General features: G+C 49.1%; 19 protein-coding genes. 12 read left to right on the top strand and 7 right to left on the bottom strand.

Annotated features, from left to right (window positions below; all coding sequences use genetic code 11):
* Positions 1-4 precede the first annotated feature (4 nt).
* The 3 genes from KDW_RS07445 (at position 5) to KDW_RS07435 (ending at position 2,980) form a co-directional block, all read left to right on the top strand.
* The gene (locus KDW_RS07445; protein WP_151755372.1) at positions 5-757 is read left to right on the top strand and encodes an amino acid ABC transporter permease; all 753 of its coding nucleotides are present in this window, start codon (positions 5-7) and stop codon (positions 755-757) included.
* 23 nt (positions 758-780) lie between these two features.
* Entirely contained in the window at positions 781-1,584 is an 804-nt protein-coding gene (locus tag KDW_RS07440; protein ID WP_269822434.1) for an amino acid ABC transporter ATP-binding protein, read from the top strand.
* Between the two features lie 382 nt (positions 1,585-1,966).
* Positions 1,967-2,980: an HAD family hydrolase gene (locus KDW_RS07435; RefSeq protein ID WP_162005029.1), complete on the top strand. Its 1,014-nt coding sequence runs from the start codon at positions 1,967-1,969 to the stop codon at positions 2,978-2,980.
* A 41-nt stretch (positions 2,981-3,021) separates the two neighbouring features.
* Here KDW_RS07435 and KDW_RS07430 read toward each other — a convergent pair whose 3' ends face one another.
* From KDW_RS07430 to uvrC, 5 genes are all read right to left on the bottom strand, one after another.
* On the bottom strand, positions 3,022-3,855 hold the full coding sequence (locus KDW_RS07430) for a sensor histidine kinase (protein WP_162005028.1): 834 nt from the start codon (positions 3,853-3,855) through the stop codon (positions 3,022-3,024).
* 722 nt (positions 3,856-4,577) lie between these two features.
* Entirely contained in the window at positions 4,578-4,790 is a 213-nt protein-coding gene (locus KDW_RS07425) for a hypothetical protein (protein WP_151755369.1), read from the bottom strand.
* Positions 4,791-4,807: 17 nt separating this feature from the next.
* A complete protein-coding gene (locus KDW_RS07420) occupies positions 4,808-5,137 on the bottom strand; it encodes an FmdB family zinc ribbon protein (protein WP_151755368.1) in 330 nt (109 codons plus the stop codon).
* A 271-nt stretch (positions 5,138-5,408) separates the two neighbouring features.
* Complete coding sequence (locus KDW_RS32725) at positions 5,409-6,125, bottom strand: helix-hairpin-helix domain-containing protein (protein WP_198925220.1); 717 nt, start codon at positions 6,123-6,125, stop codon at positions 5,409-5,411.
* On the bottom strand, positions 6,100-7,449 hold the full coding sequence (uvrC, locus tag KDW_RS07415) for an excinuclease ABC subunit UvrC (RefSeq protein ID WP_198925219.1): 1,350 nt from the start codon (positions 7,447-7,449) through the stop codon (positions 6,100-6,102). The genes KDW_RS32725 and uvrC overlap by 26 nt, the downstream gene beginning before the upstream one ends.
* A gap of 203 nt (positions 7,450-7,652) precedes the next feature.
* On the opposite strand from uvrC, the gene selB reads away from it, so the two are divergent.
* The 8 genes from selB (at position 7,653) to KDW_RS07380 (ending at position 19,458) form a co-directional block, all read left to right on the top strand.
* Positions 7,653-8,684, top strand: a complete 1,032-nt coding sequence (selB, locus tag KDW_RS32720) for a selenocysteine-specific translation elongation factor (RefSeq protein WP_198925218.1) — start codon at positions 7,653-7,655, stop codon at positions 8,682-8,684.
* A complete protein-coding gene (locus KDW_RS32715) occupies positions 8,681-9,634 on the top strand; it encodes a SelB domain-containing protein (protein WP_198925217.1) in 954 nt (317 codons plus the stop codon). The genes selB and KDW_RS32715 overlap by 4 nt, the downstream gene beginning before the upstream one ends.
* A gap of 366 nt (positions 9,635-10,000) precedes the next feature.
* Positions 10,001-11,956, top strand: coding sequence for a protein kinase domain-containing protein (locus KDW_RS07405; RefSeq protein ID WP_151755367.1), 1,956 nt, complete (start codon positions 10,001-10,003; stop codon positions 11,954-11,956).
* A gap of 730 nt (positions 11,957-12,686) precedes the next feature.
* The gene (locus tag KDW_RS07400) at positions 12,687-14,108 is read left to right on the top strand and encodes a glycosyltransferase family 4 protein (protein ID WP_151755366.1); all 1,422 of its coding nucleotides are present in this window, start codon (positions 12,687-12,689) and stop codon (positions 14,106-14,108) included.
* 238 nt (positions 14,109-14,346) lie between these two features.
* The gene (locus KDW_RS07395) at positions 14,347-15,747 is read left to right on the top strand and encodes a glycoside hydrolase family 57 protein (RefSeq protein WP_151755365.1); all 1,401 of its coding nucleotides are present in this window, start codon (positions 14,347-14,349) and stop codon (positions 15,745-15,747) included.
* A gap of 281 nt (positions 15,748-16,028) precedes the next feature.
* On the top strand, positions 16,029-17,039 hold the full coding sequence (locus KDW_RS07390) for a lytic transglycosylase domain-containing protein (protein ID WP_151755364.1): 1,011 nt from the start codon (positions 16,029-16,031) through the stop codon (positions 17,037-17,039).
* Positions 17,040-17,313: 274 nt separating this feature from the next.
* Positions 17,314-17,910, top strand: coding sequence for an enoyl-CoA hydratase/isomerase family protein (locus KDW_RS07385; RefSeq protein WP_151755363.1), 597 nt, complete (start codon positions 17,314-17,316; stop codon positions 17,908-17,910).
* Between the two features lie 147 nt (positions 17,911-18,057).
* Complete coding sequence (locus KDW_RS07380; protein WP_151755362.1) at positions 18,058-19,458, top strand: hypothetical protein; 1,401 nt, start codon at positions 18,058-18,060, stop codon at positions 19,456-19,458.
* A 447-nt stretch (positions 19,459-19,905) separates the two neighbouring features.
* On the opposite strand, the gene KDW_RS07375 is transcribed toward KDW_RS07380, so the two are convergent.
* Positions 19,906-21,888 carry a HAMP domain-containing protein gene (locus KDW_RS07375; RefSeq protein ID WP_162005027.1) on the bottom strand — a complete coding sequence of 661 codons (1,983 nt, stop codon included), beginning with the start codon at positions 21,886-21,888 and terminating at the stop codon, positions 19,906-19,908.
* Entirely contained in the window at positions 21,872-22,867 is a 996-nt protein-coding gene (locus KDW_RS07370; protein ID WP_151755360.1) for a phosphate ABC transporter substrate-binding protein, read from the bottom strand. The genes KDW_RS07375 and KDW_RS07370 overlap by 17 nt, the downstream gene beginning before the upstream one ends.
* Before the next feature lie 425 nt (positions 22,868-23,292).
* Between KDW_RS07370 and KDW_RS07365 the strand changes: the two genes are divergently transcribed.
* Complete coding sequence (locus tag KDW_RS07365; protein WP_151755359.1) at positions 23,293-23,856, top strand: hypothetical protein; 564 nt, start codon at positions 23,293-23,295, stop codon at positions 23,854-23,856.
* Positions 23,857-23,881: the final 25 nt, after the last annotated feature.

The raw sequence follows: 23,881 nt of genomic DNA, 5'->3' as shown, positions 1-23,881 counted from the left end.
TGCCATGTTTCGTTGGGACCAAGTATGGTATTATCTTTTTCAGGATCCCAACCTCTATTTCTTGCAGGCTGCATGGATCACCTTATGGATCTCTGTGGTAGCGCAAGCGATAGGAATTGTCCTGGGCTTCATTTTAGCGCTGATGCGAACATCGAAATATGTATTTCTGGTGTGGCCGGCACGCGCCTATCTCTGGTTCTTTCGGGGTAGTCCTCTGTTGGTGCAGGTCTTGTTATTATGGGCTGGTCTACCAAAGATATTTCCAAATGCATTGCTGCCAGCCTGGGCCTGTATTCTGGTAGCCTTTTCGTTGAACGAAGGGGCCTACATGTCTGAAATCATCCGAGCTGCATTGGGATCGGTGGATCCAGGCCAGATGGAAGCAGCTAAGGCGCTGGGTATGCGCAATAATCTGGCCATGCGCCGTATCGTGATTCCTCAAGCTATGCGCGTGATTATCCCTCCCCTGGGCAACGAATTTAACAACATGCTTAAAACCACCTCGATTGCCACCGTCATTGGTGTTGAAGAACTAACAGGAACCGCCCGGGACTTTGGTTCTCAAAACTTTACCATTTTTGAACTTTTGATTGTAGCCACGATCTACTACCTGGTACTGACCACAATCTGGGAATTTGTACAGCGTTGGATTGAGAATCGTTTTGATCCTGATCGTGCCAATGTCGCGATCGCTGCCGCACAAGAGAAAAGTACGATGAAACGCCTGACCGGTTTAGGTGCGCAGACTGCCAGATAAGATTGAGGAGGTACATACGGCCAATGAATACAGATGTAACTACTAATGATTTTGAGGGCAGCCAGAACGTCGAGATGGTACGCACCGAGCAATTGGTCAAGCGTTTTGGTGACAATATAGTATTGAACGGTATTGACTTTCACGTGAAGCGCGGCCAGGCTGTGGTTGTAATCGGACCGAGTGGTTCTGGTAAGACCACGTTGCTGCGTTGCCTCAATCATCTCGAAAAGATTGATGACGGTCGTATTTACATCGACGGCCAACTGGTTGGATACCGGGAGGAAAAAGGCAGACTGGTTGAGGATAGCGAGGCGAATATTGCTCGCTTGCGCTCCCAGATTGGCTTTGTCTTCCAGCGTTTTAACCTTTTCGCCCACAAAACGGCGCTCGAAAATATTATTGAGGCCCCGATCCATGTGCTACGCCAACCGAAAGATCAGGTCGTCGAGCGTGCCCGAGTGCTATTGGACAAAGTAGGTCTGGCCGACAAAGAGGATGCATATCCACACCGCCTCTCTGGTGGTCAACAGCAGCGTGTTGCCATTGCGCGTGCCCTGGCCATGAATCCCAAACTGATGCTATTTGACGAAGCCACCTCGGCGCTCGATCCCGAACTGGTCGGTGAGGTGTTGAAAGTCATGCGTCAGCTAGCAGAAGAAGGCATGACAATGGTTGCTGTGACCCACGAGATGGGCTTTGCCCGCGACGTGGCCGACCATGTTGTCTTCATGGATAAAGCCCAGATTGTGGAGCAGGGTCCACCCGAACAGATCTTTGGTGAATGTGAAAACGAACGCACACGCAACTTCTTAAGTCGCGTGTTATAGATACCATGTTTTAAGCGTGCGGTGAAATGGTGCGCAAAACGCACCATTTCACCGCACGCTTAAAAGAAATATGGGCGCTTTAGCGCCCGAGTGTGGCTGGCTGCACCCTCCCCGATGAGGATGGTAATCAAACACTCTCTTTAGATAAATAAGCAAGCTTCACATGCGTGAGACGTTCGCGCAAGAACATACACATCGTGGTCAATAGTATACATATCTACAGCATAAACACAGTCACTTTAAAGCCAGACTAAACGTATAAGGTTTTAGGGGGCTTCGCTTGCGGTTCCTCTAAACTGGTAAAGACGCTTCCCCCCTCTCCTTCATTTTGCATTCTCTTAATCTAAAAGTTATACAATAAAAAGGTATGCAAGAGATTATTTTGTCGCAGGCACTAGCTGATAGTGCCTTCTTTGTTGAAAGGGCCTATGTGATGATGAGTGCTCCGGTAATTTGGCAGCGCCCCGATCTAGTATTACCCAAACCTTTTGATACCCTGTTCTTTGATGTGGACGGTGTCTTAATTGAAACAGTAGCTTCCTTTAGAGCAGCAAATATTGCTGTAACTAAATATATTGTAGGGACCCTCAACGGACTGGAATGGGACCAGCACGAACAGCAAGGTCCGGTGACACAGGAAGATATCACGATCTTTAAGCAGGCTGGTGGCTTTAATAGTGACTGGGATATGTGTTATCTCTTATCGTCTCTGACGACCGCACGGTTGCGTGAGTGGCGGGATAGCTCATTGGCGGAGCGAAGTACCCGGGAATGGGGTGTACTGGCCCATGAGGCGGCTCTGACGGGTCAGGGTGGCCGTGCGTGGGTGGATGCGACATTTCCTGCCAGCGCCCGTACCTCTTATGAAGTGGTGGTAGACGTCTTTAATGAAAGTTATTGGGGAGCCAGAGAACTGCGCAATCGCCTGGGTCGCGAGCCCCGTTATATGCCAGATGCACCTGGTTATGTGCACAATGAGAAAATGTTATACGCCCCCGATTTCTTCGAGCGCCTGCGTCGCCGTGGTATTGCCCATCTGGGTATGATTACCGGTCGTGTTGGAGCCGAAGTCGATATCGCCATCGAGCGCATGGAAGCCTATAGCGGTCAGCGCTGGTGGGACGTGGTTGTGCCAGCTGATGTTCATGCCAAGCCAGATCCAGCTGCGCTCCGCTTTGCTATCGATCAGGTGGGAGCCAGAGGTGGATTGTATATTGGAGATACCGCCGATGATTTTGATCTGGTGCGACGCTATAAAGCTACAAAGACCAGCAATGAGCCAACCATCCTGGCAGCAATGGTTGTGCATGAGCAAGAAATCGACTTGTATCGCCAGCGTGGTGCAGACTTGCTTGTACACTCCGTAACCGCTCTGAACGATTTCCTGAATCGCTAGCAGCCATTAAGATGAGCTGGGTAACAGCTCATCTTACTCAATTATGCGAGAGGGAGCTCAAACGTAAAGGTGGTACCGCGAGCTTCCTCACCACTATTTTCCTCGCCATGGGGTTCAAGCTGTAAGCTACCCTGATGAGCCTCAATAATCGACTTGGTGATAAACAAGCCAAGCCCCGAGCCACGGCGTGAGCTAGCCGTTGGCAGCCGTGTATACGGTCGGAAGAGCTGACCAATCTCCGCAGAAGGGATACTGGCTCCCTGATTATGGACACTGACACGCACGCTTTTCTCAGTCCGGGTCACGGTCACTGTAATGGTTGTATGTTCATCAGAATATTTAATAGCATTATCCAACAAATTGCCCAGCGCCTGTTGCAGACGCCCTTTATCCCACTGACCGATAATGGGTTTAGCTGGTTTGATGATGGTAAGCGTATGGTAAGGGGCGACCGGACGTAATTGTTCCACCATCTCGGTAGCCAGCTGTACAATATCGCAATCTTCGCAGATCAATGAGAACTTACCAGAAGCAAGATGAGAAGAGTCAAGCAGATCATTAACCAGACGGCTCATGCGCTGAGCCTGACCAATAATAATATTTGTGTTGCGCTTAATGGCAGCTTGTTTCTTAGCTGTTTGCTGGGCAGAGCTTTTTTCGCCATTCTTCGAGGGGTTGGCATGACGGGAAATCATCTGAGCATAATTAATAATCGGTGAAAGGGGACCTCGTAGATCATGTGCGATCATCGCAGTCGACTGTTCTTTATGTGCCAGCTGATCTTGCAAATGGAGATTTTCCGCCTTTAAATCATCTACACGCTGTTGAAGTTCTTGAATTATCTGTTCTTGTGTTTTTTCGCTTTGAAGCTGCATGACCTCTCTCTCCTCGCAACTGGCATAGCCATAGCCATTCTTAGGGATTGTGTAATACCAGTATACACTCGTACGACGCGCATATGGTTGTGAATGGCCATCCAATAGGAAAAGTGGGTATGTTAATGCTGACTTTTGGGGAAAAGATAAGTCTATCCTCTTCCCCTTTTGTAGAATAGAGCTTTTGCCCCATTCCATGTCCACAAAAAAAGCTCATCCCAGATATTTATGGAATGAGCTTTTTGGCTTTTGTGACACTCCGCACGCCCTGAAGGGGCGGCGGCTTCTTGCACTCCTACGTAGTCGGCCCCCTGAGTCGGTGCCTCGTTGAGGCAACTCGTTGAAGACCGTAGTGGGTGAGGAATACACTCAAGCACAGATCCACACATCTGCTCGCTTGAAGGGCGGTGCCATGCCTGTTCACCGTTTCATGCCGTACCCGGCGGGTGTGCAGCCAACGTCGGGTGTTTGGCGACCTGGAAAGGGTGAACACCTTTCTCTTTCGAAAACTGATGCATGCATCAGTGGGAGGCTTTTCTTGAACGATTTTGCCTGGCAACACTTCCTAAGGCCGTACAGCCTGTGCTGTCGTGCCTTCGTTGCACCTATGCAGTATAATCCAACCATGCATTCTATGCAACAAGCAAGGGCTAAAGCCCACGAGAAACCCGCCTATCCGCCTGGGTTTAAACCACAGCGGCTTGCGGCGGGTTACGCTTTTGTCAGTTGGCTCGCAGAAGATTGAGTTCGCTGAGTTCTTCTCGGGCCATCTCACTGAATTTATTGGTATCCAGTGTTGGATCGGCGTGAGAGATTAAATGGCGCAGGCGCTCAACTGTAGATTGGCGCATATAGTAATCGGAGGTGAGAAGTAACTCACCAATTGCAATCTCTATTTGTTGCCGTTGAATGGCGGCGATTGCTGATTCTCCCATTGTTTCACCCTCACATCTTACTTGCTGGCTGCAGGTGTCGTGCTTGAAGTTGAACTGGTATTTGTTGTGCCGGGGCTGCTTTCGGAAGATTTGCTCTCTGTTGACGGTTTGCTCTCACTGGTGCCTTCCGCTTTTTTGGTGTCTCCATTGGTGGGAGCAAGGGTTTTGCCATTGCTATAGTCGGTTTTATAGAAACCAGAACCTTTAAACACCACTCCGGCCGGGAAAAGGACTCGGCGGATATGCTGGCCGCACTCAGGGCAAACAGTCAAAGGCTCATCGGTCATTTTCTGCCACGTCTCGAAGCGGTGGCTACATGTTTGACAAAGATACTCGTACGTTGGCATATACCAATTACCTCTTAGATTGTATCGAACGCGTTATACACGCTCAACACCCTTGTGGACGATGGCGGTGATCTTTATAGGTGATCCCCATTTTAGTTGTCCGTATTTGTGATGATGAAGAAATTTTGATATAGAGAAAGAGGGCGACCGGGCTGGCCGTCCTATGCATTAATAGTACCGTGAAATGGCCGGGTTGTCAATCAATTTGTGAGACTGCTAGCAGTCTCACAAACATAACTTCTATACATTTAAACGAGTATTTGAGCGTGATTTATTCCACGCGACCAATATATTCTTTGACTTTTTCGGCGGCATCGCGGGACATACCATCCAGGGCAGCCAGGTCATCCAGGCTGGCATTACTGATGGCCCGAACAGAGCCAAAATGCTTGAGCAATGCCTGCTTACGCTTCGGCCCAATACCTGGAATCTCATCCAGGACCGATTTGAAGGTGCGGTTCGAGCGCAGTTTGCGGTGATAGGTAATGCCAAAGCGATGGGCCTCATCGCGAATACGCTGGAGGAGATAGAGTCCTTGCGAGTTGCGTGGCAGGCTGATGGGATCACTGGCACCTGGAATATAAATTTCCTCGGCGGTATTCAGCTTGCTATGTGACCCTTCTTCTTTAGCCACACCAATCGTTGGAATATCCAGATCCAGTTCGCGCATGACCTCAAGGGCCGCATTCAGATGTCCTTTTCCGCCGTCGATGATCACCAGATCCGGCATCGCCCAGTCATGTTGAGTCACCGCGGCGGGTTTTTCGGTCGTTGCTGGTTCGTCATCCTGGATGATGTCTTCTATCGTCTCCCCGACGGGAAGGCTGATATCATCATCTGGTTTGGCTGGTAGGGACGTGGCATGCGTGGCGGCTTTACGAAAGCGGCGGCGCAACACTTCTTGATGGCTGGCATAGTCATTGGGACCTTCGACCTGCTTGATTTTAAAACGGCGATACTCGCTATTCTTGGGGGCGTCCTCCCTCAAAGACCACCATGGCTCCAACCGAGTCGGTACCCTGGGTATTTGAGATATCATAGCATTCGATACGCAATGGAACCGTGGCTAAATTCAGCACCGTCTGTAACTCTTCCAGGGCCAGTTGTGTCTTCTGGGTATCCGTGAGCCACTTGATGCGCTGCTGTTCAAGGACGAGTTGAGCATTATGTTTGACCATTTTGACCATCTCAACCTTATCGCCGCGACGCGGTGCCGTAATAGTCACAGAAGTCTTGCCGCCAGTCGCACCTGCTCCTTTGCGCTTCTCTTTCAGCCAGGTTTGCAGAATCTGCCGATCCTCTGGTTCAACCTCAACAATGATTTCAGGTGGCACATGGGGTGAACTCTGATAAAATTGTTGAATAAACGAAGTCATGACCTCGCTCGCGCTGGAATCGCGGGTACCCTGCAAGATAAAGTACTCCCGGCCAACCATCTTGCCGCCGCGGAAGAAAAAGACCTGCGCGCACGTCTCATCATCCTCACTGGCCAGGGCGATCACATCCTGATCATCCTGTGCATCGGTATTGATGATGCGTTGCTTCTCCAGCACGCGCTCAACCGCTTGAATACGATCCCGTAGTCTGGCGGCCTCCTCGAAGTTAAGATCCTCCGATGCCTTCTCCATCTGAGCCTGAAGATCTTTCAATACTTCCTCATGGCGGCCCTCAAGGAAAAGGATCACCTGCTTAATGATAGCGTTATATTCTTCGCGTGTGGTATAGGCCACACAGGGGGCGGTACAGCGATGAATATAGTATTGAGTGCAGGGACGCGACAGCAGTTTGAGCTTCCAGTTGGCAGGTGGTTCACCTTTAGCTGGAGGAGCCCAGGCACTACCATCATAGCGGCAGGTACGAAATGCAAACAATTTATTGAGCAGGTCCAGTGTCGCATCGACAGAGCCTGAATTCGTATAAGGACCAAAGTAACGATTGCCATCGTGGTGAAAACTGCGCACCCGATAGACGCGTGGAAAATCCTCTGTCAGGGCAACCTTGATATAAGGATAGCTCTTATCATCCCGCAAGAGCACATTATATTTGGGGCGGTTCTGTTTGATAAAATTGCTTTCCAGAACCAGTGCCTCGACCTCATTCTGGACGACCAGGAACTCAATATCATCAATTTTTGAGACCATACTCCGATTTTTCGGACTATGATCGGTCGATTCCTGAAAATAGGATCTGACCCGGTTGAAAAGCGAGATCGCCTTACCAACATAGATGATTGTTCCCTCGGCATCCTTCATCAGGTAGATGCCAGGCTTATGCGGGAGAGAATTAAGAACCGACTGGATTTTTTCGTTCATCTATTCAACCTTGGAAAGCAAGCTGTTATATGTCTGATTGAAGTGTAGAGTGTTTTCGTGCTCTTATTATATCGCGTTGGAGCATGGGTGTCGATGGAGAGATGAAGAGGTCCTCTTTCTGTCTTATTAAATAGCCAGAAGCCGTTGTTTGCGGTATACTGGAGATGTTATTGTCCATCAGTCATCTATACTAGTTGGTTAAAATGAGTTGTATTGGTACCGCTGGCCATGTAGATCATGGAAAATCTACCCTGGTAAAAGCGCTCACGGGTATTGATCCAGATCATCTGACAGAAGAAAAAGAACGTGGCATGACCATTGATCTTGGTTTTGCCTGGTTAAAACTGCCAGATGGACAAGAGGTCAGTATTGTGGATGTTCCAGGCCATGAGAGCTTTATTAAAAATATGCTCGCAGGCGTGGGTGGGATCGATGCGGCCTTATTGGTCATTGCTGCGGATGAAGGTATTATGCCACAGACGCGTGAGCATCTGGCGATCCTGGATCTTTTGCGCGTGTCGCGTGGTATCGTGGTTTTGACCAAGGCTGATCTGGTAGATGAAGAATGGCTAGAACTGGTACGGGATGAGGTTGCCGAATATCTTAAGCCAACCATCCTGGCTGATGCTCCAATTATTCCCGTCTCGGCTTATACAGGACAAGGCCTGCCTGAACTGCTCTCTACCCTGGAAACTCTGCTACACACAGCATCTGAGCGCAAAAACATCGCGCGTCCCCGTTTACCAATTGATCGAGTCTTTTCATTAACAGGATTCGGGACAATTGTCACAGGAACGTTGTTAGATGGTGTGTTGAAAGTAGGACAAGAGGTGGAGATTTTGCCCCAGGGCAAGAAGTCTCGGATTCGTAGCTTGCAGACTCATAAGCAGCAACTGGAGGAGACTGTGCCGGGCCGGCGCGTCGCTATCAATCTGGCCAGTATTGCCCGAACTGAACTTGAACGTGGCAACGTGATTGCTTTGCCCGGACAGTTGCATCCTACCATGCTCATAGATGCTCGCCTGCATTTATGGTCAGAGGCCCCTCGGTCCCTGGTGCATAATACCGCTGTCGATTTTTACAGCGGCTCGCAGGAAGTAGCTGCCCGTGTGCGTTTGCTGGATACAGATGAGTTACTACCCGGTCAAAGTGCCTGGGTACAATTGCGTCTGAACAGTGCCGCTGTGGTAGCCCGGCGCGATCGCTTTATCCTGCGTATCCCATCCCCGGTATGACGATCGGGGGAGGAGAGATCATTGATGTTACGCCACGCTACCATCGCCGACATCAGGCCGCCGTGCTCGCTGCACTGGCGCAATTAGAGCAGGGCACTCCCGAAGAACTCGTGCTCGCTGTCCTGGATCGACCTCTCATGACAAAAGCAGCAGTAGTAACGCGAACTACACATAATCCAATGGGCTATACGCACGAAGAAATAACGAAACAGTCTAATCTGGCTTATGATGTGACGCAACAGACACTAGAGACGTTGTTATCAGAAGGAAGAGTGTATAAAATTGGTGTATACTGGTTTGCACAAACCGTCTGGAACACATTAATTGATCGGGCCCTCCGCCTTGTCCAGGATTTTCATCAGCAGTATCCATTGCGTAGCGGACTCTCTAAAGAAGAATGGCGTGCGCGCCTTGGTTTACAGCCAAAGCTGGCCGCTGACGTGTTTGCAGTGTTACTGGAACAAGAATATCTGGAAAATGTGGAGGTCGCAGGTGGGGATGAGCGTACCGATAGGCAGGTGCTTGCTCGAACCGCCGGGTTAATTCGGGTACCCGGTTTTATCCCATATTTTACTCCTGTTCAACAGCGACAGGTTGACCAGTTACTCCAACTTTTTCAGGCGCAACCATATCAGCCGCCTACGCGCAGTGAAGCTGAGGCGATGGCAGGTGTTGATGTAATTGGTGCCTTGCTAGAGCAGGGAAAACTGGTAAAAATAGGCGATGGTCTGCTCTTTTCAAACACCGCTTATACCACGGCACTTTCAAAAATAGTATCCTATATGCATGCACACGGCAAAATAACCGTTGCCGAGGCGCGTGATGTATTGGGAACAACGCGTAAATATATCTTGCCTCTACTTGAACATATGGATGCACTACGGCTCACTCAGCGTCTGGGCGATGAGCGTATCCCAGGCACAGCGCCATATTGTACTCAAAAAAATTAGTTTGCTATGCAGGCCAATTAAGATGGAAAAGCAGAGACAAAAAGCAAATGACCCGATGAGAACTCCTACTTTTCTGTAGAGTGTTCCATTCTGATGTAGAATAAGTTAAAATAGTTGCGCAATGCGTTTTTGCCTTCCCCTGATTACGGGGAGAGCAATGGACCACCTGATTAATGCTGGTGCGTCACATTGCGTTTCTGGTTAAGGTATGCGTAATCCTTGTTTGACACTCGCTTGATACCAGAAGACACCTGATGGAAGCGCCAGTTTCCTGGCAATGCCGACAACAGGTACTGTGGCAGGAAGATTGTCCAACAGACAAGGGGAAGGGCACTGAAAACAGTCGCCCAAACAGTGCGGAGAGCTATGCAAATCGAAGTTTTGGGTGAGCGATACCAATTACAAGACCCCATCGGGCGTGGTGGTATGGCTACGATCTATCGGGGCCATGATATGCGCATGGACCGAACCGTAGCTATTAAAGTGCTGCGCGAAGTATATAGTACCGACCCAAAGTTTGTGACGCGCTTTCAGCGAGAGGCGAAAGCTGCATCGGCATTGCAGCACCCCAATATTGTGCAGGTCTACGACTATGGTCAGAGCGATGGCAATTATTTCATCGTAATGGAACTGGTTGAAGGCACGGATCTGCGCCGCTATTTGCGCTCACGGGGTGTCCTCGCCATGGATAGGGCGGTCATTATCGCGCACGATGTCGCTCTCGGTCTGGGAGCGGCCCATCGACGAAGTATTGTCCATCGTGATGTAAAGCCACAAAATATTCTGGTGGGTCGTGATGGATCTATCAAACTTACAGATTTTGGTATTGCCAGTGTGTATAAGGACATTAATGCCGAGCGTTTAACGACAACCGGTATGACACTGGGTACCGTACAATATTATGCACCAGAGCAGGCGCAGGGTGAGATTGTCAGCCCGGCGGCTGACGTTTATGCGTTAGGTATTGTGATGTATGAGATGGTCACGGGCCGGACTCCCTTTGATGGAGATACCCCGGTAGCTGTGGCCATGCAGCACATTCAAGATTCACCAATACCACCCAGCCAGTTAAATCCAAATATCCCGCCGGCGCTGGAAGAAATTATCCTGCGCTGCCTGGAAAAAATTCCTGAGATGCGTTTCCGGGATGGGAATACGCTGGCGCGGGCACTCGAGCTGTTGGGTGAAGAAAATAGTCCGACGGTTCAATCGCCAAATTCCCTCCCTGGAAATGGATCAGGACCCCACGGAGGTTCTGGTGCTTCTTTCCGGCAGGCGGGTGGTTTTAACAGTGGCGCCGGTCAGGCGGCCAGGCAAAATTCTTCGCCAAACCATCAACTGGACCCCGTTGTCTTAGGTCCTAATGGTGTACCTGAAAATGGTGCCGCCACCGCGTTACATTCTGATCAAGGTTTTGCCCCCGTTCCCGTTGATCCAGCCAGCGCGACGACCGCGATGGAACAGCAACAGATTGTGCCCATGAGCACCATGGGAGAGATGGAAGCGGGATCTACGCGCCCTATTCAAAGAGACGCTATGAATGGTGGACGTGCGGGCGTCATCCGAGATCAGCGAGGAAGTCGGATGGCTGGTGTGTTTGCTATTCTTATTCTGGTTGCCACGGTATTATTACTGGCGTTTAGTATTTATCTAGCCAGCCAACTTAAATTTATTAGCCTGCCATTTTCCACTAACAACCGGCCTTCACCGACCGCCACTCACCAACAGGTTCAGGTTCCAGACCTGCGAAACCTGAATTATCAGAGTGCCAAAAAACTGGCAGAGGATAAAGGTTTTAAGTTCTCTACACAAAATGATGCCAGAGTTGGTGTTGTCAAACGTCAATCCCTTCCACCGGGCAGCTATGCCCAGCGAGGATCAACCATTCAGGCTGAGCTGGATGCCACCACGGTTGTGCCTTCGGACCTGATTGGAATGTCATTAGACGGTGCGAAAACCAAATTAAATGCCCTGGGAATTAAATTTGTTCCCAAAGTAGATGACCTGGATAAAACCGATCCTAATCGCGATCCTAATACCATTACACGGACAGATCCAGCACCTGGTAAAACATTGCCAGATGGTCAGGTTTTGACGTTGTATGTCACGAACTGGACAGATGCGCCAACGGCACCAGGGCAGCCAGGAACAGCGCCCACGCCAACGGTTCCTGCTGGACCACAGCCCACGCCAACACCGGTACCGGCTCCTAAACCGACGGCCACGCCAGTACCGGCGCCGACTCCAACGCCGACACTACCTGTGTTACCAACGCCGACGCCGACACTACCTGTGTTACCAACGCCGACGCCGACTCCATAGATACATGCGAATTAGTAATGACTTTATAAACGGAAAGAGGATGTGCTATCAGGCACATCCTCTTTCCGTTTATAAAGTCAAATATATACTATGCAACATACCTCATGTGTAGATAGTTCTATTTTTAATCCACCTTTGTGTTTTCCTTAAATAAATCATAAAAAATGCAGGTTATATTCGTATTTTCATAAGCATGGATCATGAATACTATTTCATAAATTTCTAGCGAAAAAGTTATCTGGCCACATGATTTACAGGAATCATGCTCTTTTTGTATATATTCAAAGTGTAATTATAGAGTATACATTCAAAAAAATCCCATTTCCGCGTTGTTCAGCCCATTAACTACTCTTGTGGTGCTGCATGAGCGCGTGTACAAGCTTTAATGCCAGTGGTCAGGATGAATGCAATTGTTGAGTCTATTTAAACATAAAACATATAGTATATGGTATACTCTATGGCAGAACGACGTTGGTTATGAACAACGTGCTATACTTCATGTAGAAGATTTGATATCTATCTGTCATTTTGCCAGATAGTAGACACATGAACGGTAGTGATGAACAACGATCAGGCATTGCAGGGTTAGTGGCCTCCAAACGAGTGGAGTTCCGCGCATCTGCTTACACTCAGTGTTCAAGACATTGCGTTCTGCTGGCCTTAAAGTTCAATAAAGGTGTCTATGTTTCCCTTCTCAAAATGAAAAATTAAAGAATGAGGACGACTTATCATGATGAAATTAGACGGAGCAATCTCACCAGAGAACACGTTATTTGTCCTGCTCTGTTTTGAAGGGCCTGATGTCTACTCTACTGCGGGTGGTCTGGGTACTCGTGTCTCGGAACTGGGTGAAGCGCTCGCGACTCAAGGCTATACAACACATCTTATTTATATTGGCGACCCTTATAAACCTGCGGTTGAACATCGGATAGATGGACGTTTGATCTTGAAGCGTTGGTCGCAGTGGGTAAGCAAATATTATCCAAATGGTGTTTATGATGGTGAGGAACAGAAGCTATACGATTATAACGAGAGTGTGCCTTATCATATTTTCAGTGAGATCGTGCGCCCTGCAGTAACCGAAGGTAAGACCGTGGTGGTGATGGGCGAAGACTGGCATACGGCGGAAGTGATGTGCCGTACCTCTGATTTGTTGCACTGGTTTGGTGTGCGTCAGAAGGTCTTGATGTTATGGAACTTGAACAGCTTAATGTCGCTCCAGCGGATTGATTGGGGGCGGCTCAATTTTGTGACCACGCTGTGTACTGTCAGTAAATACATGAAGCACAAGATGTGGAATCTGGGAGTAAACCCGCTGGTAATTCCTAATGGTATTCCGGCCCGTCACCTCAATCCAGTTGATCCTGAGGCGGTGCAGCGTCTACGCACCATCGCACGGCGTGGTGATCCCAATCGTTTCTTCCTGTTCAAGATTGGTCGCTTTGATCCCGATAAGCGTTGGATCATGGCCATGGAGGCCGTTGCGCGTTTAAAAGAAGCCGGTCATCCAGTTACGCTGTTTGTACGTGGTGGTATTGAGCCGCATGGGGCTGATGTGTTCCGCCATGCTTATCACCGTGGGCTGCACATTCAGGATGTCGTAGCCCAGCGTCCCAATTTAGAGCAGTGTCTGGACGCGATTGAGCAGGCGGGTCCGGCAGATATTTATAATCTGCGTTTCTTCTTGCCCGAAGAATTTGTACGTACCACATATGCTGCAGCTGATGCCACATTGGCCAATAGCGGACACGAGCCTTTTGGGCTGGTTGCATTGGAAGTGATGGCGGCCCAGGGTATTGCTGTTACTGGCTCAACCGGTGAGGACTATGCGGTCTCCTTTGAAAATGCCATTGTCACCGAGACCGAAGATCCAGATGAGATTGTTGGCTATCTCCTCTATCTGCGTCGCCATCCAGAGAAACAAGAGCAGATGCGTCAGGCCAGTCAGTATACTGCCAAACAATTCTTATGGGATCGTGTCATTGAAAATATGGTTGGAAAACTTGAGTTCCTGGCGCGGAAGCAAAATATTGTTTTGCCCGCAGCCGGTATGATGGATGTAGTGGCTGATGCTCCTGTGCAAAAGACGGTCGCGCAAGAGGTAGGTGTAGCGTCCAGGGCTGCCGGTACCAAGCATAGTAGTATTGTTTAATTGTAAGACTACTTTTTCTGGCATACATCTTCCATCAATAAGAGCTACTTATGATTGTATTGATTGTTGATTACTATGAACACTTAATGCAATCATAGGTTAGCCGTGGATGGTAGCGCCTGCAGTAAACATAGTATCGCTCTTGAGCATACAGAGTGGAGATACAATGGAGTCCTCCTCGGGGTGTGAGGTGGGTGGTATTGGCAGTAATGGCTTGTATGCCAGATAGGATGAGAGGATGACGAGTATGGTTGCGGATCTGGCGGTCTACACAGTAGTTCATCAACCCCGGCGTTTAAAGCTTCCCGCACAACCCATTCCACGTGGTGCGACGCCGAAGGAAATTGCCCACTGTCTGTTCGATGAACGGATGAATGAACGCTATTTTAGAAAAGTGGCGCAATATAGCTATTATCCAGCGGCACAGATGTTTTTGGATCTGGTACGGAAGGGCATGAAACTATCCATTGGTTTCTCGCTTTCATTTGTACGCCAGGCAACCACCTGGGATCCCGCCCTGTTGGATCTTTTCCGAGAACTGGTTGCGCATGAAAATGTTGAATTGATAGGGGTAGAACCATATCATAGCTTTCTTTTCCTGCTAGACATGCCGGCATTTGTCACCTGGATGCAAGATATGGCGACCAACCTGGAGTCTATTTTTGGCAAGCGACCAGTGATCACAGATACCACTGAAATGTGTATGTCAGCCTCGCTCTATGATGCACTGGATGTAGCTGGTTTTCGTGGAGCCTTAATGGACGGGCGACCCTGGGTGATGGGATGGCGTGAGAGTACCCATCTCTATCGTAATGGTGATGATGGCCCTTATGCACTGCCAATTGAAGCTAAGCGCGTTCGGCGTTCAGGCCGCAAAGGGTTCGAAGGGCAAGAGCCACGTACAAACAGTCCCTATTTACTAACGCGTCATGTTGAGTTAAGCGACGATGTGGGTTATCGCTTCTCCAATCGTGGTTGGGAGGGTTATCCACTGTATGCCAGTACCTATGCCGATTGGATCGCCAACACCTGGGGAGACATGCTCCTGTTAGGCTGGGATTTTGAAACCTTTGGTGAACACCATCGGCAGGATAGTGGAATCTTTGATTTTATGCGTGCCTTGCCCGGTGAATTGAAACAGCGGGGAGTTAACACCTATACCGCCAGTCAAATCATTGATCGTCAGCAAGAGCATACCAATTATTTGCCACTGCCAGTTTTCCCTACTACCTGGGCAGGAAGCGGCGGAATGGAGTTTTTCCTGGGAAACGAGGCACAGAAAACCATCCTCCAATTGATGGGTGAAGTGTATGGTATGGCGCAACTTACTGGAAACGATGAACTGATCGACCTGGCCATCTGGCTGACCCAATCCGACAACCTGCATTTAATCCAATGGTACGGTAAGAGTGGTCCAGAGGCCGAAGTCTCCGCATACTTCACACCTAATGAATGGTGGGGATTAGGTCCTGATCGTGTCATTCATGAGCAGCAGCAAGTATATATCAACGCTTTAAAAGCCATGCAGCCCTACATCCCGACACGTTTATTGCGCCAACCTGAAAGAAAGAATTCCAGGCGCAAAGAACCTATTATTGAACGCATGCCAGAGCTCAACTATGTAGCTCGTCACGCCTGAACATCTATCACCTCATTCTTCCCATAAAAAAAGCTTGGTACCCACCGGGTGCCGAGCTTTTTTTATGGGAAAAATGGGAGCGATGGGACCCTCAACTGAACGTCGGACCACACTTCAAAGACCAGATAGTGAAAATAGAAGGTTAAGAATTCATTGACGTCCTTCTATGACTTTTGGCCTACGACGTGCGTAACGAATTGACGACCTTTAGTTTATTTAGTTAGACTCACATGTAGTAAGTAAAATACAGTATTAAATATTTTGGTTAAGAGGTAAGGTTAATGGCACAATTTCACTCCCTGCGATCGTTTAAGGACGATGAGACCGGATCTACAGGAGAGCACGTCCCAGGTGTAACAACGATTGCTGCAATGATGGGTGAAGATGCCGCCCGGAATGGTTACACACCCCCTTTTCCAGGATTTACCAGCACTGAACAGTTGCCCGCGTTACAGACCAGAAATACCGATAGCTACAATCCTATCGTGATCCAGAATGCGCAGACAACCCAATCTCTGGTGCTTGCCCTGCAGTCGACTATGCAGCCTCAGGTAAAAAAGGGTGTCCGAGCGCCATTGATCATTCCAGCAGAAAAAAAGCGCGAGCGCACGACGGAGGCTATGCGTTTACAGCAGGGGCAGCATCATAGTCTTAATCCCCATGTGCGTCACGCCCTGGCTATGGCAGCCTCACTGTGTGTCCTGATGTTTACTATGCTCTCTATGACCCCTTTGGGTAGTGGACAGAGTGGTATTCCTTTATTTGATGGTGCGGTACAGTGGGTACAGACGCAACAAATCAGCTGGGATATGGCAGCAGGCCGACCTGTACCAGTTGTGAAGCAGGCGAACCCGGCCGCCCCTGTTGCTCCGGTTGTCCCGGCTCCTCCAGTCAATACGAATTTGCCAAAGAGCCAGTATGTTGCCATCGCCGATGCTGCTGCCGCCAAATATGGTATCAGTCCATATTATTTTGAGCGCCAGATCAACCAGGAAAGTGGTTTTAATCCATACGCTATGTCTCCTGTGGGTGCCGTTGGTATTGCACAGTTTTTGCCCTCGACTGCTGCGGGCATGGGTGTCAATCCATATGATCCAGTTGATGCGCTTTATGGAGCGGCTCGTATGATGGCTAACCTCTCCAATCAATATGGTGGTGATTATGCCAAAGCTCTGGCAGCCTATAATGCTGGACCTGGCAATGTAAATAATGCAGTGGCCGCTGGTGGTGCTGCCTGGTTATCGTATACGCCACTTGAGACACAGAACTACGTCCATACAATTATGGGCTAAGCTTTTTCGATCATAAGCGCCCTACGGGGCGCTTTTTTTGTATCTTTAATATGCATTGTTTGAGCATTCAGGCGGTATGAAAGACCTGGCAACGAGAAACAGGAAAAATGGCTGCTTGAATTTGTGCGAAGATGAGGATATACTTACAACAATCGTAAATCGTTTTGTAGGTTGCTACACTGTATATATAGCAGCTAAACGATGGATACGCGCTGTTCTGTTTGTATAGAATACAGCAGATCATGGCAAGTTAACATTAAGGATACACCACCCCATGCCGGATATTCATGTCCGTCAACGTAATGGCATTCTCTGGCTCATTCTTGACAGACATCCACGAAATATGTTGACCGCAACGATGCTTGAGCAACTCTCAGAAGCCCTGCTCAAAGCTAGTAACAAGCCCCCACGCCTCATTGTCCTGACCGGAATGGGTGAAGATGCATTCTGTGCAGGGGTGGACTTACCCGCAGATAGCACACCAGTTCAACGGCAGGCGCTGTTGCAGGCGGCCCAGAAGATAGAGGAGTGGCTCGCACTAATTCATCAGCAAGGCATTCCAACTGTCGCGCTGGTCAAGGGGGCGGCTTTGGATGCTGGTTGTGAGTTGGCCTTGCTCTGTGAAACTGTTCTTGCGCGCGAGGATGCCGAGTTCCAATTACCTGAGGAACAGAAACGTATTTTTTCACGTACATTGGCACTCCTGCCAGCTGTAATCAGCAAACAGGAATTGGAGCATCTTATAAAAAGCTCTGAGACCGTCAAGGCGCGGGCAGCAATGCATTTAGGACTGGTACACCAGGTTCTTGCTCCAGGGCGCTTTCTGCAGGATGCAGAGGAGCTTCTGGCCATGTTGATGAGTGTGGCTTGATATCCTTTCTTGGTTTTGTCCTGACAGGCAACTTCAAATAACAAACATGAGTCATCCCGAATTTTAAGGTCGGGCTTGTAAAAAGACACCTTCCGAGAGAGACTGAAGAAAGTAACGAATATTCAGTCAATCCAGGAGGTGTTTTTCATGTCTTCTCAGTATCTCACACGGCTTGAGGAGCCACAAGTTCCACCATATCCTCCAGACAAGATGGCCCAGGGATTGTATGGGAGTCTTGCTCAGTTTCTTGCACCCTTGCTCATCGAAGTCGATACCCGCATTGATAAGCGGCTCGTGCGAACGTTGTTGCAAACCGTGGTGGTGATTTTGACTTTCCGTGATCGAGTGAATGGCTTGCTCCTCTCAGAAATGGGTGGCTATCTCGACACGCCAGACAAAGCCCCAGCTGGCACCAAGCGCCTTTCGCGTCTGTTGCATTGTTCCAAATGGTCTGCCGAGCTGATCCGATCCTATCTCTGGCATCGAGCCACCCAACGTTTGGCGACGTGGAAACAGGCTGGAATGGATGCGCTGGCGCTCTGGGATGAGAGCGCTTGGGAGAAGCCGGAAAGTATCGCTTCTGACGATCTTGGTCCGGTGCGCTCCAGTAAGGCGGCTCGACTTACCCATGTGAAGAAGGGCTACTACACCCCGCCTCGTGGCCCCATTTTTGTGCCTGGCCTTCATTGGCTAGCGGTAGTCCTGGTGGGCTGCGACCAGTCGGCTGACCCTCCAGCGTTGGCCTGCATGCGCTGGTGGACCAGCCGCGGGGCGCGTGCCTCCTTCAAACGCGATGAGCAAGCCAAGCTGTTGCTGCAAGGAGTTCTGCTCTGGGGGCGCGAGGTGATGCATGTCTTTGACCAAGGCTTCGCCAGCAGTTTCTGGCTTGGTTTGCTCGTGGCCTTCTCGCTTCGTTTTGTATTGCGTTGGAAAAAAGACTATCAGCTGGTGGATGAACAAGGCCAACGGCGCGCTGCCTGGAAAATCGCACGTGGCAAACGGGGATGGCAACAACGTCTGGTCTGGGATTGCCGTCGTCACCAGTGGGTCATGGCCAGCATTCTCGCTTTGCCCGTTACGCACCCAGACCATCGTGAACAACCATTGTGGTTGGTGGTAGCCCGACGCAAAGGTGGCCTCCCTTGGTATCTGCTCACCGCTGAGCCGATCGCCAATGCGGACGATGCTTGGAGGATCATGTTTGCGTATGCCCGTCGCTGGCAAATCGAATTAACCTGGAAAGAGAACAAAAGTGAGTTGGCCTTCCAAAGCCCCCGTGTGTGGGAGTGGGAACCACGGGAAAAACTCTTGCTGCTGGCAGCACTGGCGTACGCATTTCTGCTCACCTTGCTGGCGCCGTTTTACACGCTCTTGCGCCGCTGGCTGCTGCGCCGCTACTGTCATCGAACGGGTCGCCATTGCCGACAGGCTCATGCTCCCTTTGCGCGGATGCGCATGGCGCTGAGCCGGCTGTGGCAAAGTGTGCCTCCGCACTGGGAGTCCCTGTCGGGCCGAGGCCAGCCAACGGTCTCGGTGACCATGCTCTGATGAGGCGTTGAGCCTGCACCACCGCTGAACCATTCCATGGCCAGGACTGCCTGACCGCGGGGGCGTGTGACCGGTGTTCATCCAGCACAACGATCGCAACCAGCATATGGAGCGATCGCACACAAAACATGGATGCCTGTTTTCTCGCTGGAAACCGAGGTGATGCTCTTGGTGTGAACACGTCTTCGTTCTGTTCTCTTTTCTCCCGTTGGTTTTCTAGGAGAAGGAGATCACCAGCAAGAAGCACTTCATCAACCGCTTTTCTTGGAGAGAACTGAAGCGAGCATTTCTCCACTTCTTGAGGAGAAATGCTCGCTTCTTTCACAAGCTCATCCCTAAAATCTGGGATGACTCATGTTTGCTCTCGGGGAGAGGGGGAGGCCAGGGCACAGCCCTGGAACCCAATCAGGGGATTGCATCCCCAGCACCCCTGCCTTTCCCAGAGCGCTAGTGCCGCATTTCCAGTAGACCAGTGCTATTCTGGCGTTTAGGCAATGCAGGACGATTGGGGGAAGAGCCGGACTGTGCCGAACCAGGCTGTGATAGTGCTGGCAGGTTGGCTCCACTATCGACCGTATCCAATTGGAAGTTAACAATACTTGTGCGAACTTCCTGCGCTATATGATTGACCTGACGGCCCATGGCATGGACGTCATTAGCAAAATGGGTACTTTGCTTAATTATTTCCTGTAGCATGTCCTGGTTAGCTCGTGGTGTAGGGATATCAGCATTTTGAGCTTTGAGTTGTCGTGTTTTGTTTGTAAGCCGGGTCATTTCTTGCTCAATTTCCTGAAATCCCCGGGTGCTCATTTCCTGTGAACGCTGAATCTCCTGGGTCATACGCTGATTTAACGCATGTAATGTGTGCAAATCATCCTGGAAGTGAGTACGCAAATCGTTAGGCCGCATATTAAGTGTACTGGCTGTCTGTGGTAGGTTGGTCAAGTGCTCAATTGTACTGGTTGTTTGCTCGGCCAACATCAACGTGTTCTGGAAGCGTTGCATAATCTCTTCATTGGCAATCTGCTGAATGCGCTCACGTGTCTGGCGCAATTGATTGAGTAAAGCAATCTGCTGGTTATCGGTTTTCATTCCTGCCATTGAATTACCAGCTACTTCCAATTCTTTTCCTGGCTGGGACCATGTTGTTTTGCTGCCAGACTTCAACTGGAGCAGGGCTTGCGTAAAGCTTTCTGAGCGCTCAATCTGCTGGCGAGCAACGACATCCATCTGCTCTGCTGTTGTTTTTGTACGCTGCAAGAAACGCCGGAAGCGACCCACGGTAAAGTTAAAGGCGTTAGCCAGCATACCGATCGGATCATTACTGACGGGAGCATTAATACGTAAGTCACCGGCGCTTACAACGCGCATATCTGAAAACAGATGTTCGGCGGCATTAGTCAGGGCGTCACGCTGATTCCGTGTTTCATCCAGCAAACCGACGATCGCCTCCAACATAGCGTTAACTGATCCCGATACATCCGCGATTTCATCACGTCCAATCACATTAACACGACGATTGAGTTGTCCCTGTTCAACGGCCTGGGTTACTTCTCGCAATTGTTTCAGACGGCGAATAATCGTGCCAGAGATCACCAGACCAATAATTACGATCAAGATAAAGGCAATAACTGATCCGATGACGGTTGTGATAATCTGATTTTGCGACTCAATTGTTTCCGCCTGCTGAATCGAGTCCGTCAGGCGTCCGTTGAACTGAATCAACGCTCGCGTGGCGCTAGAGGCGTCGCTATTGGTAAGTTCAACCTGAACCTGCTGTAGATATCGGGCTTTTGCCACATCATTGTTATCAAAATAGCGCATAATCTCAACTAGCGCTGTTTTATGGGTAAGCCAGGTACGCTGGGCACTCCCTGCTAAAACATCTTGCTGATGAGTAATCGTGGCATCTTGTCCGGTAATTGCCAGAATTGACTGCTGTTCAGGGTGTTTCGCTAAAACATCTTTATTCAGATATCCGGTCAACAGAGTATCATAACGTTGGATCAGATTTTTAAGTGCAAGTTTGTCACTTTTCAAAGTCTCAATAGATGGTTGTGGTGCCTGCAACTGATCTACAATTGCTTGCGATTCAGTTTTGATGAGCTGTAAATATTGAGTGCCTGTATTTAAATTCGTATTGGTTGTTAAAATACTGCGATAAAATTCAGATTGCCGACTTAAAGATTGAGAACGCTGCAATCCGATCGCTCCAACTACCAGGGAGGCAAGCAAGGCAGCAGTCAGGAAGCCGAGAGTGAGGCGGGTACCAATCGGCAGATCAATTAACAGTGAACCTCCACGTCTGAACGAGGAGCGGATACGGAGCTGATCATTTCCTCTAAAGGGCTGGGTATTTGGCAACATTGGTGTTCCTGATTGAGATGGGCCAGGACTCGATGACGTAGCTGGCTTAGTTGTATGATTCACGGCGTGTAACCTCGCTTTCATGAGAGAACGAGAGCGCTAAGGATGAGCGGTTAAATGGTTGCTCAGGCAGTATTGCTGCTTTGGGAGGCTTTATTTCTTCAGTTGTGATATAGCTTAAATCATGCGCTTTTTTCTGTATCGCCGGACTGGTCATAAAAGCTAAAAATTGTGTAAGCAAGGGAGTATTATCTCCCAGGGTGTACATATGCTCATAGGACCAGAAGTTGTATTTACCATCGCTGATAGTTTGTGCAGTTGGTGTGTAATTGTCGATGGCAACAGTTTTCACTGTAGGTTTTAAGGCTGAAAGGCCAATGTAGCCGATAGCTCCAGGGGTGGTGGCTACTTTATTCACAACAGCATCGGTGTCGTCCGCATTCAGGGGTGTTCCTACCAACTCATCTGCTCCACCTAAAATATACTTACGGAAGGTTGCGCGTGTGCCGGAAGTGGCAGGTCGGACAATCGGGTGAATTGGCTGATCTTTTCCACCCTCTATTTGATTCCAATTCGTAATTTTTCCATTCGACAGTATATCGATAAGTTGTTCTTTAGAGAGAGATTTTACCGTAATATCTGGATGGACAATCATCACAAATGGCGCAACGCAAATAATGTGATCGGTCATATTTGGATCCGGATACAGTGCCGGATCGACATAAATATCTGAATTTCCGATATCAGAGACTTTGTCATTGACATTTTTGAGTCCTGTTTTACTTCCTCCACCTGCCACCTTTATTGTCACCTGAGGATGCTGATGCATAAACTCTTTAGCCGCCACATCGACCAGCGGTTTTAGTGCTGTTGAACCACTTATACTCAACTTCCCACTTAAATCTTGCGAGTCCTGTGTATTTCCAGCGCATCCGGTTAGGAGAGAAGCTAAAAAGAGAAAGAGAAACAGAGATGTGCCGCCCATCATGAATTTCCGTGCACCTGTAGAGTGCCGTCCGGTATGGGCTTTCTTAGATAGCATAACAATAATCCTTTGGACAAGTTCTCCATAATGCGTGGAGGTTTTTTAGTGAGCTACTTTACAATTGTTAGTATGTGCTCAAGTCGATTATGTATGAGTATTTTTAAGCGATTGTTATACAAGTGTTAAATTATCTCATGGGACCAGTTAAAAAGTGGGTGGAAGGGCCTGAGAAGGGGATTCTAGCTATTTAAGTTGATCAATAAAGTTAAAAAGTTTCCAGCACAAAAATACTAGTCTGAAACGTATTTTGTGAGGTTGTATCCAGTTGTATTTCTTGTGAGGAATCTCGAATATTATAGGATAAAGCTTGCTACAGCTAGCCAGGATTCAGCTTGAGGAACTTTTGACATAGATATAGCGTCATGTTGATAGGTAATCTTATAAAGAATGAATGGGTTGCTGAAAAGGAGTGAATAATGTGTATGGTTCGGACACTTTTTGATAAAAATAAATTTACGGTAGGTCTGTTGGGTCTATTGCTTATTATCGCGCTGCTACTCCTGACCGGTTGTGGAAATAGCGATGCTCAATCGCAGAATAATGGAAACTCTGGCGGCAGTACGGCGTCCCAGCCTACTCCTACCCCTACGCAGTCCGCTGGTTCTACACCCACGCAAGTGGCTGGTTATGGCACAGCCCAGGGATGTCCAAGTGATGCGGTTGTGACCAATGCCGCTAAAGCGAACGTTACAGTCCTATCCTCTAATGGAAACGTACCAACAGTTTCTGCTCATACCGGTGATGTCGTCGAGCTCCGTTTCCCGTTTGGCCAAAGATGGGGAGGACCGACAGCGGCTCCAGAGGGCCTTACCTTACAGCATCCAGCAGGCTATGCATTGAAGAGCGATAAAGTATGTGTCTGGCGTTTCAATGCTGATAAAGCTGGCACCCATCAGCTCCATTTCAGTAGTCGGCCGATATGTAAGCCTGGCGCTATGTGCCCCATGCATATTATCGATGTGCCTGTTACTATCGTTGTTAAATAACACCTGATAGTACTGTATATAGCTC

It is taken from the genome of Dictyobacter vulcani, assembly GCF_008974265.1.
GTDB classification, from domain to species: domain Bacteria; phylum Chloroflexota; class Ktedonobacteria; order Ktedonobacterales; family Ktedonobacteraceae; genus Dictyobacter; species Dictyobacter vulcani.
Note: the sequence above shows the minus strand (reverse complement) of the source record. Positions and strands in the feature narration are given on the sequence as shown.

What these genes read in the sequence shown, in the direction of transcription:
- KDW_RS07445 (WP_151755372.1), top strand. Translation starts at nt 5, where the DNA reads ATGTTTCGTTGGGACCAAGTATGGTATTATCTTTTTCAGGATCCCAAC.
- KDW_RS07440 (WP_269822434.1), top strand. Translation starts at nt 781, where the DNA reads ATGAATACAGATGTAACTACTAATGATTTTGAGGGCAGCCAGAACGTC.
- KDW_RS07430 (WP_162005028.1), bottom strand. Translation starts at nt 3,855, where the DNA reads ATGCAGCTTCAAAGCGAAAAAACACAAGAACAGATAATTCAAGAACTT.
- KDW_RS07425 (WP_151755369.1), bottom strand. Translation starts at nt 4,790, where the DNA reads ATGGGAGAATCAGCAATCGCCGCCATTCAACGGCAACAAATAGAGATT.
- KDW_RS07420 (WP_151755368.1), bottom strand. Translation starts at nt 5,137, where the DNA reads ATGCCAACGTACGAGTATCTTTGTCAAACATGTAGCCACCGCTTCGAG.
- uvrC (WP_198925219.1), bottom strand. Translation starts at nt 7,449, where the DNA reads ATGAACGAAAAAATCCAGTCGGTTCTTAATTCTCTCCCGCATAAGCCT.
- selB (WP_198925218.1), top strand. Translation starts at nt 7,653, where the DNA reads ATGAGTTGTATTGGTACCGCTGGCCATGTAGATCATGGAAAATCTACC.
- KDW_RS32715 (WP_198925217.1), top strand. Translation starts at nt 8,681, where the DNA reads ATGACGATCGGGGGAGGAGAGATCATTGATGTTACGCCACGCTACCAT.
- KDW_RS07405 (WP_151755367.1), top strand. Translation starts at nt 10,001, where the DNA reads ATGCAAATCGAAGTTTTGGGTGAGCGATACCAATTACAAGACCCCATC.
- KDW_RS07400 (WP_151755366.1), top strand. Translation starts at nt 12,687, where the DNA reads ATGATGAAATTAGACGGAGCAATCTCACCAGAGAACACGTTATTTGTC.
- KDW_RS07395 (WP_151755365.1), top strand. Translation starts at nt 14,347, where the DNA reads ATGACGAGTATGGTTGCGGATCTGGCGGTCTACACAGTAGTTCATCAA.
- KDW_RS07390 (WP_151755364.1), top strand. Translation starts at nt 16,029, where the DNA reads ATGGCACAATTTCACTCCCTGCGATCGTTTAAGGACGATGAGACCGGA.
- KDW_RS07385 (WP_151755363.1), top strand. Translation starts at nt 17,314, where the DNA reads ATGCCGGATATTCATGTCCGTCAACGTAATGGCATTCTCTGGCTCATT.
- KDW_RS07380 (WP_151755362.1), top strand. Translation starts at nt 18,058, where the DNA reads ATGTCTTCTCAGTATCTCACACGGCTTGAGGAGCCACAAGTTCCACCA.
- KDW_RS07370 (WP_151755360.1), bottom strand. Translation starts at nt 22,867, where the DNA reads ATGCTATCTAAGAAAGCCCATACCGGACGGCACTCTACAGGTGCACGG.
- KDW_RS07365 (WP_151755359.1), top strand. Translation starts at nt 23,293, where the DNA reads ATGGTTCGGACACTTTTTGATAAAAATAAATTTACGGTAGGTCTGTTG.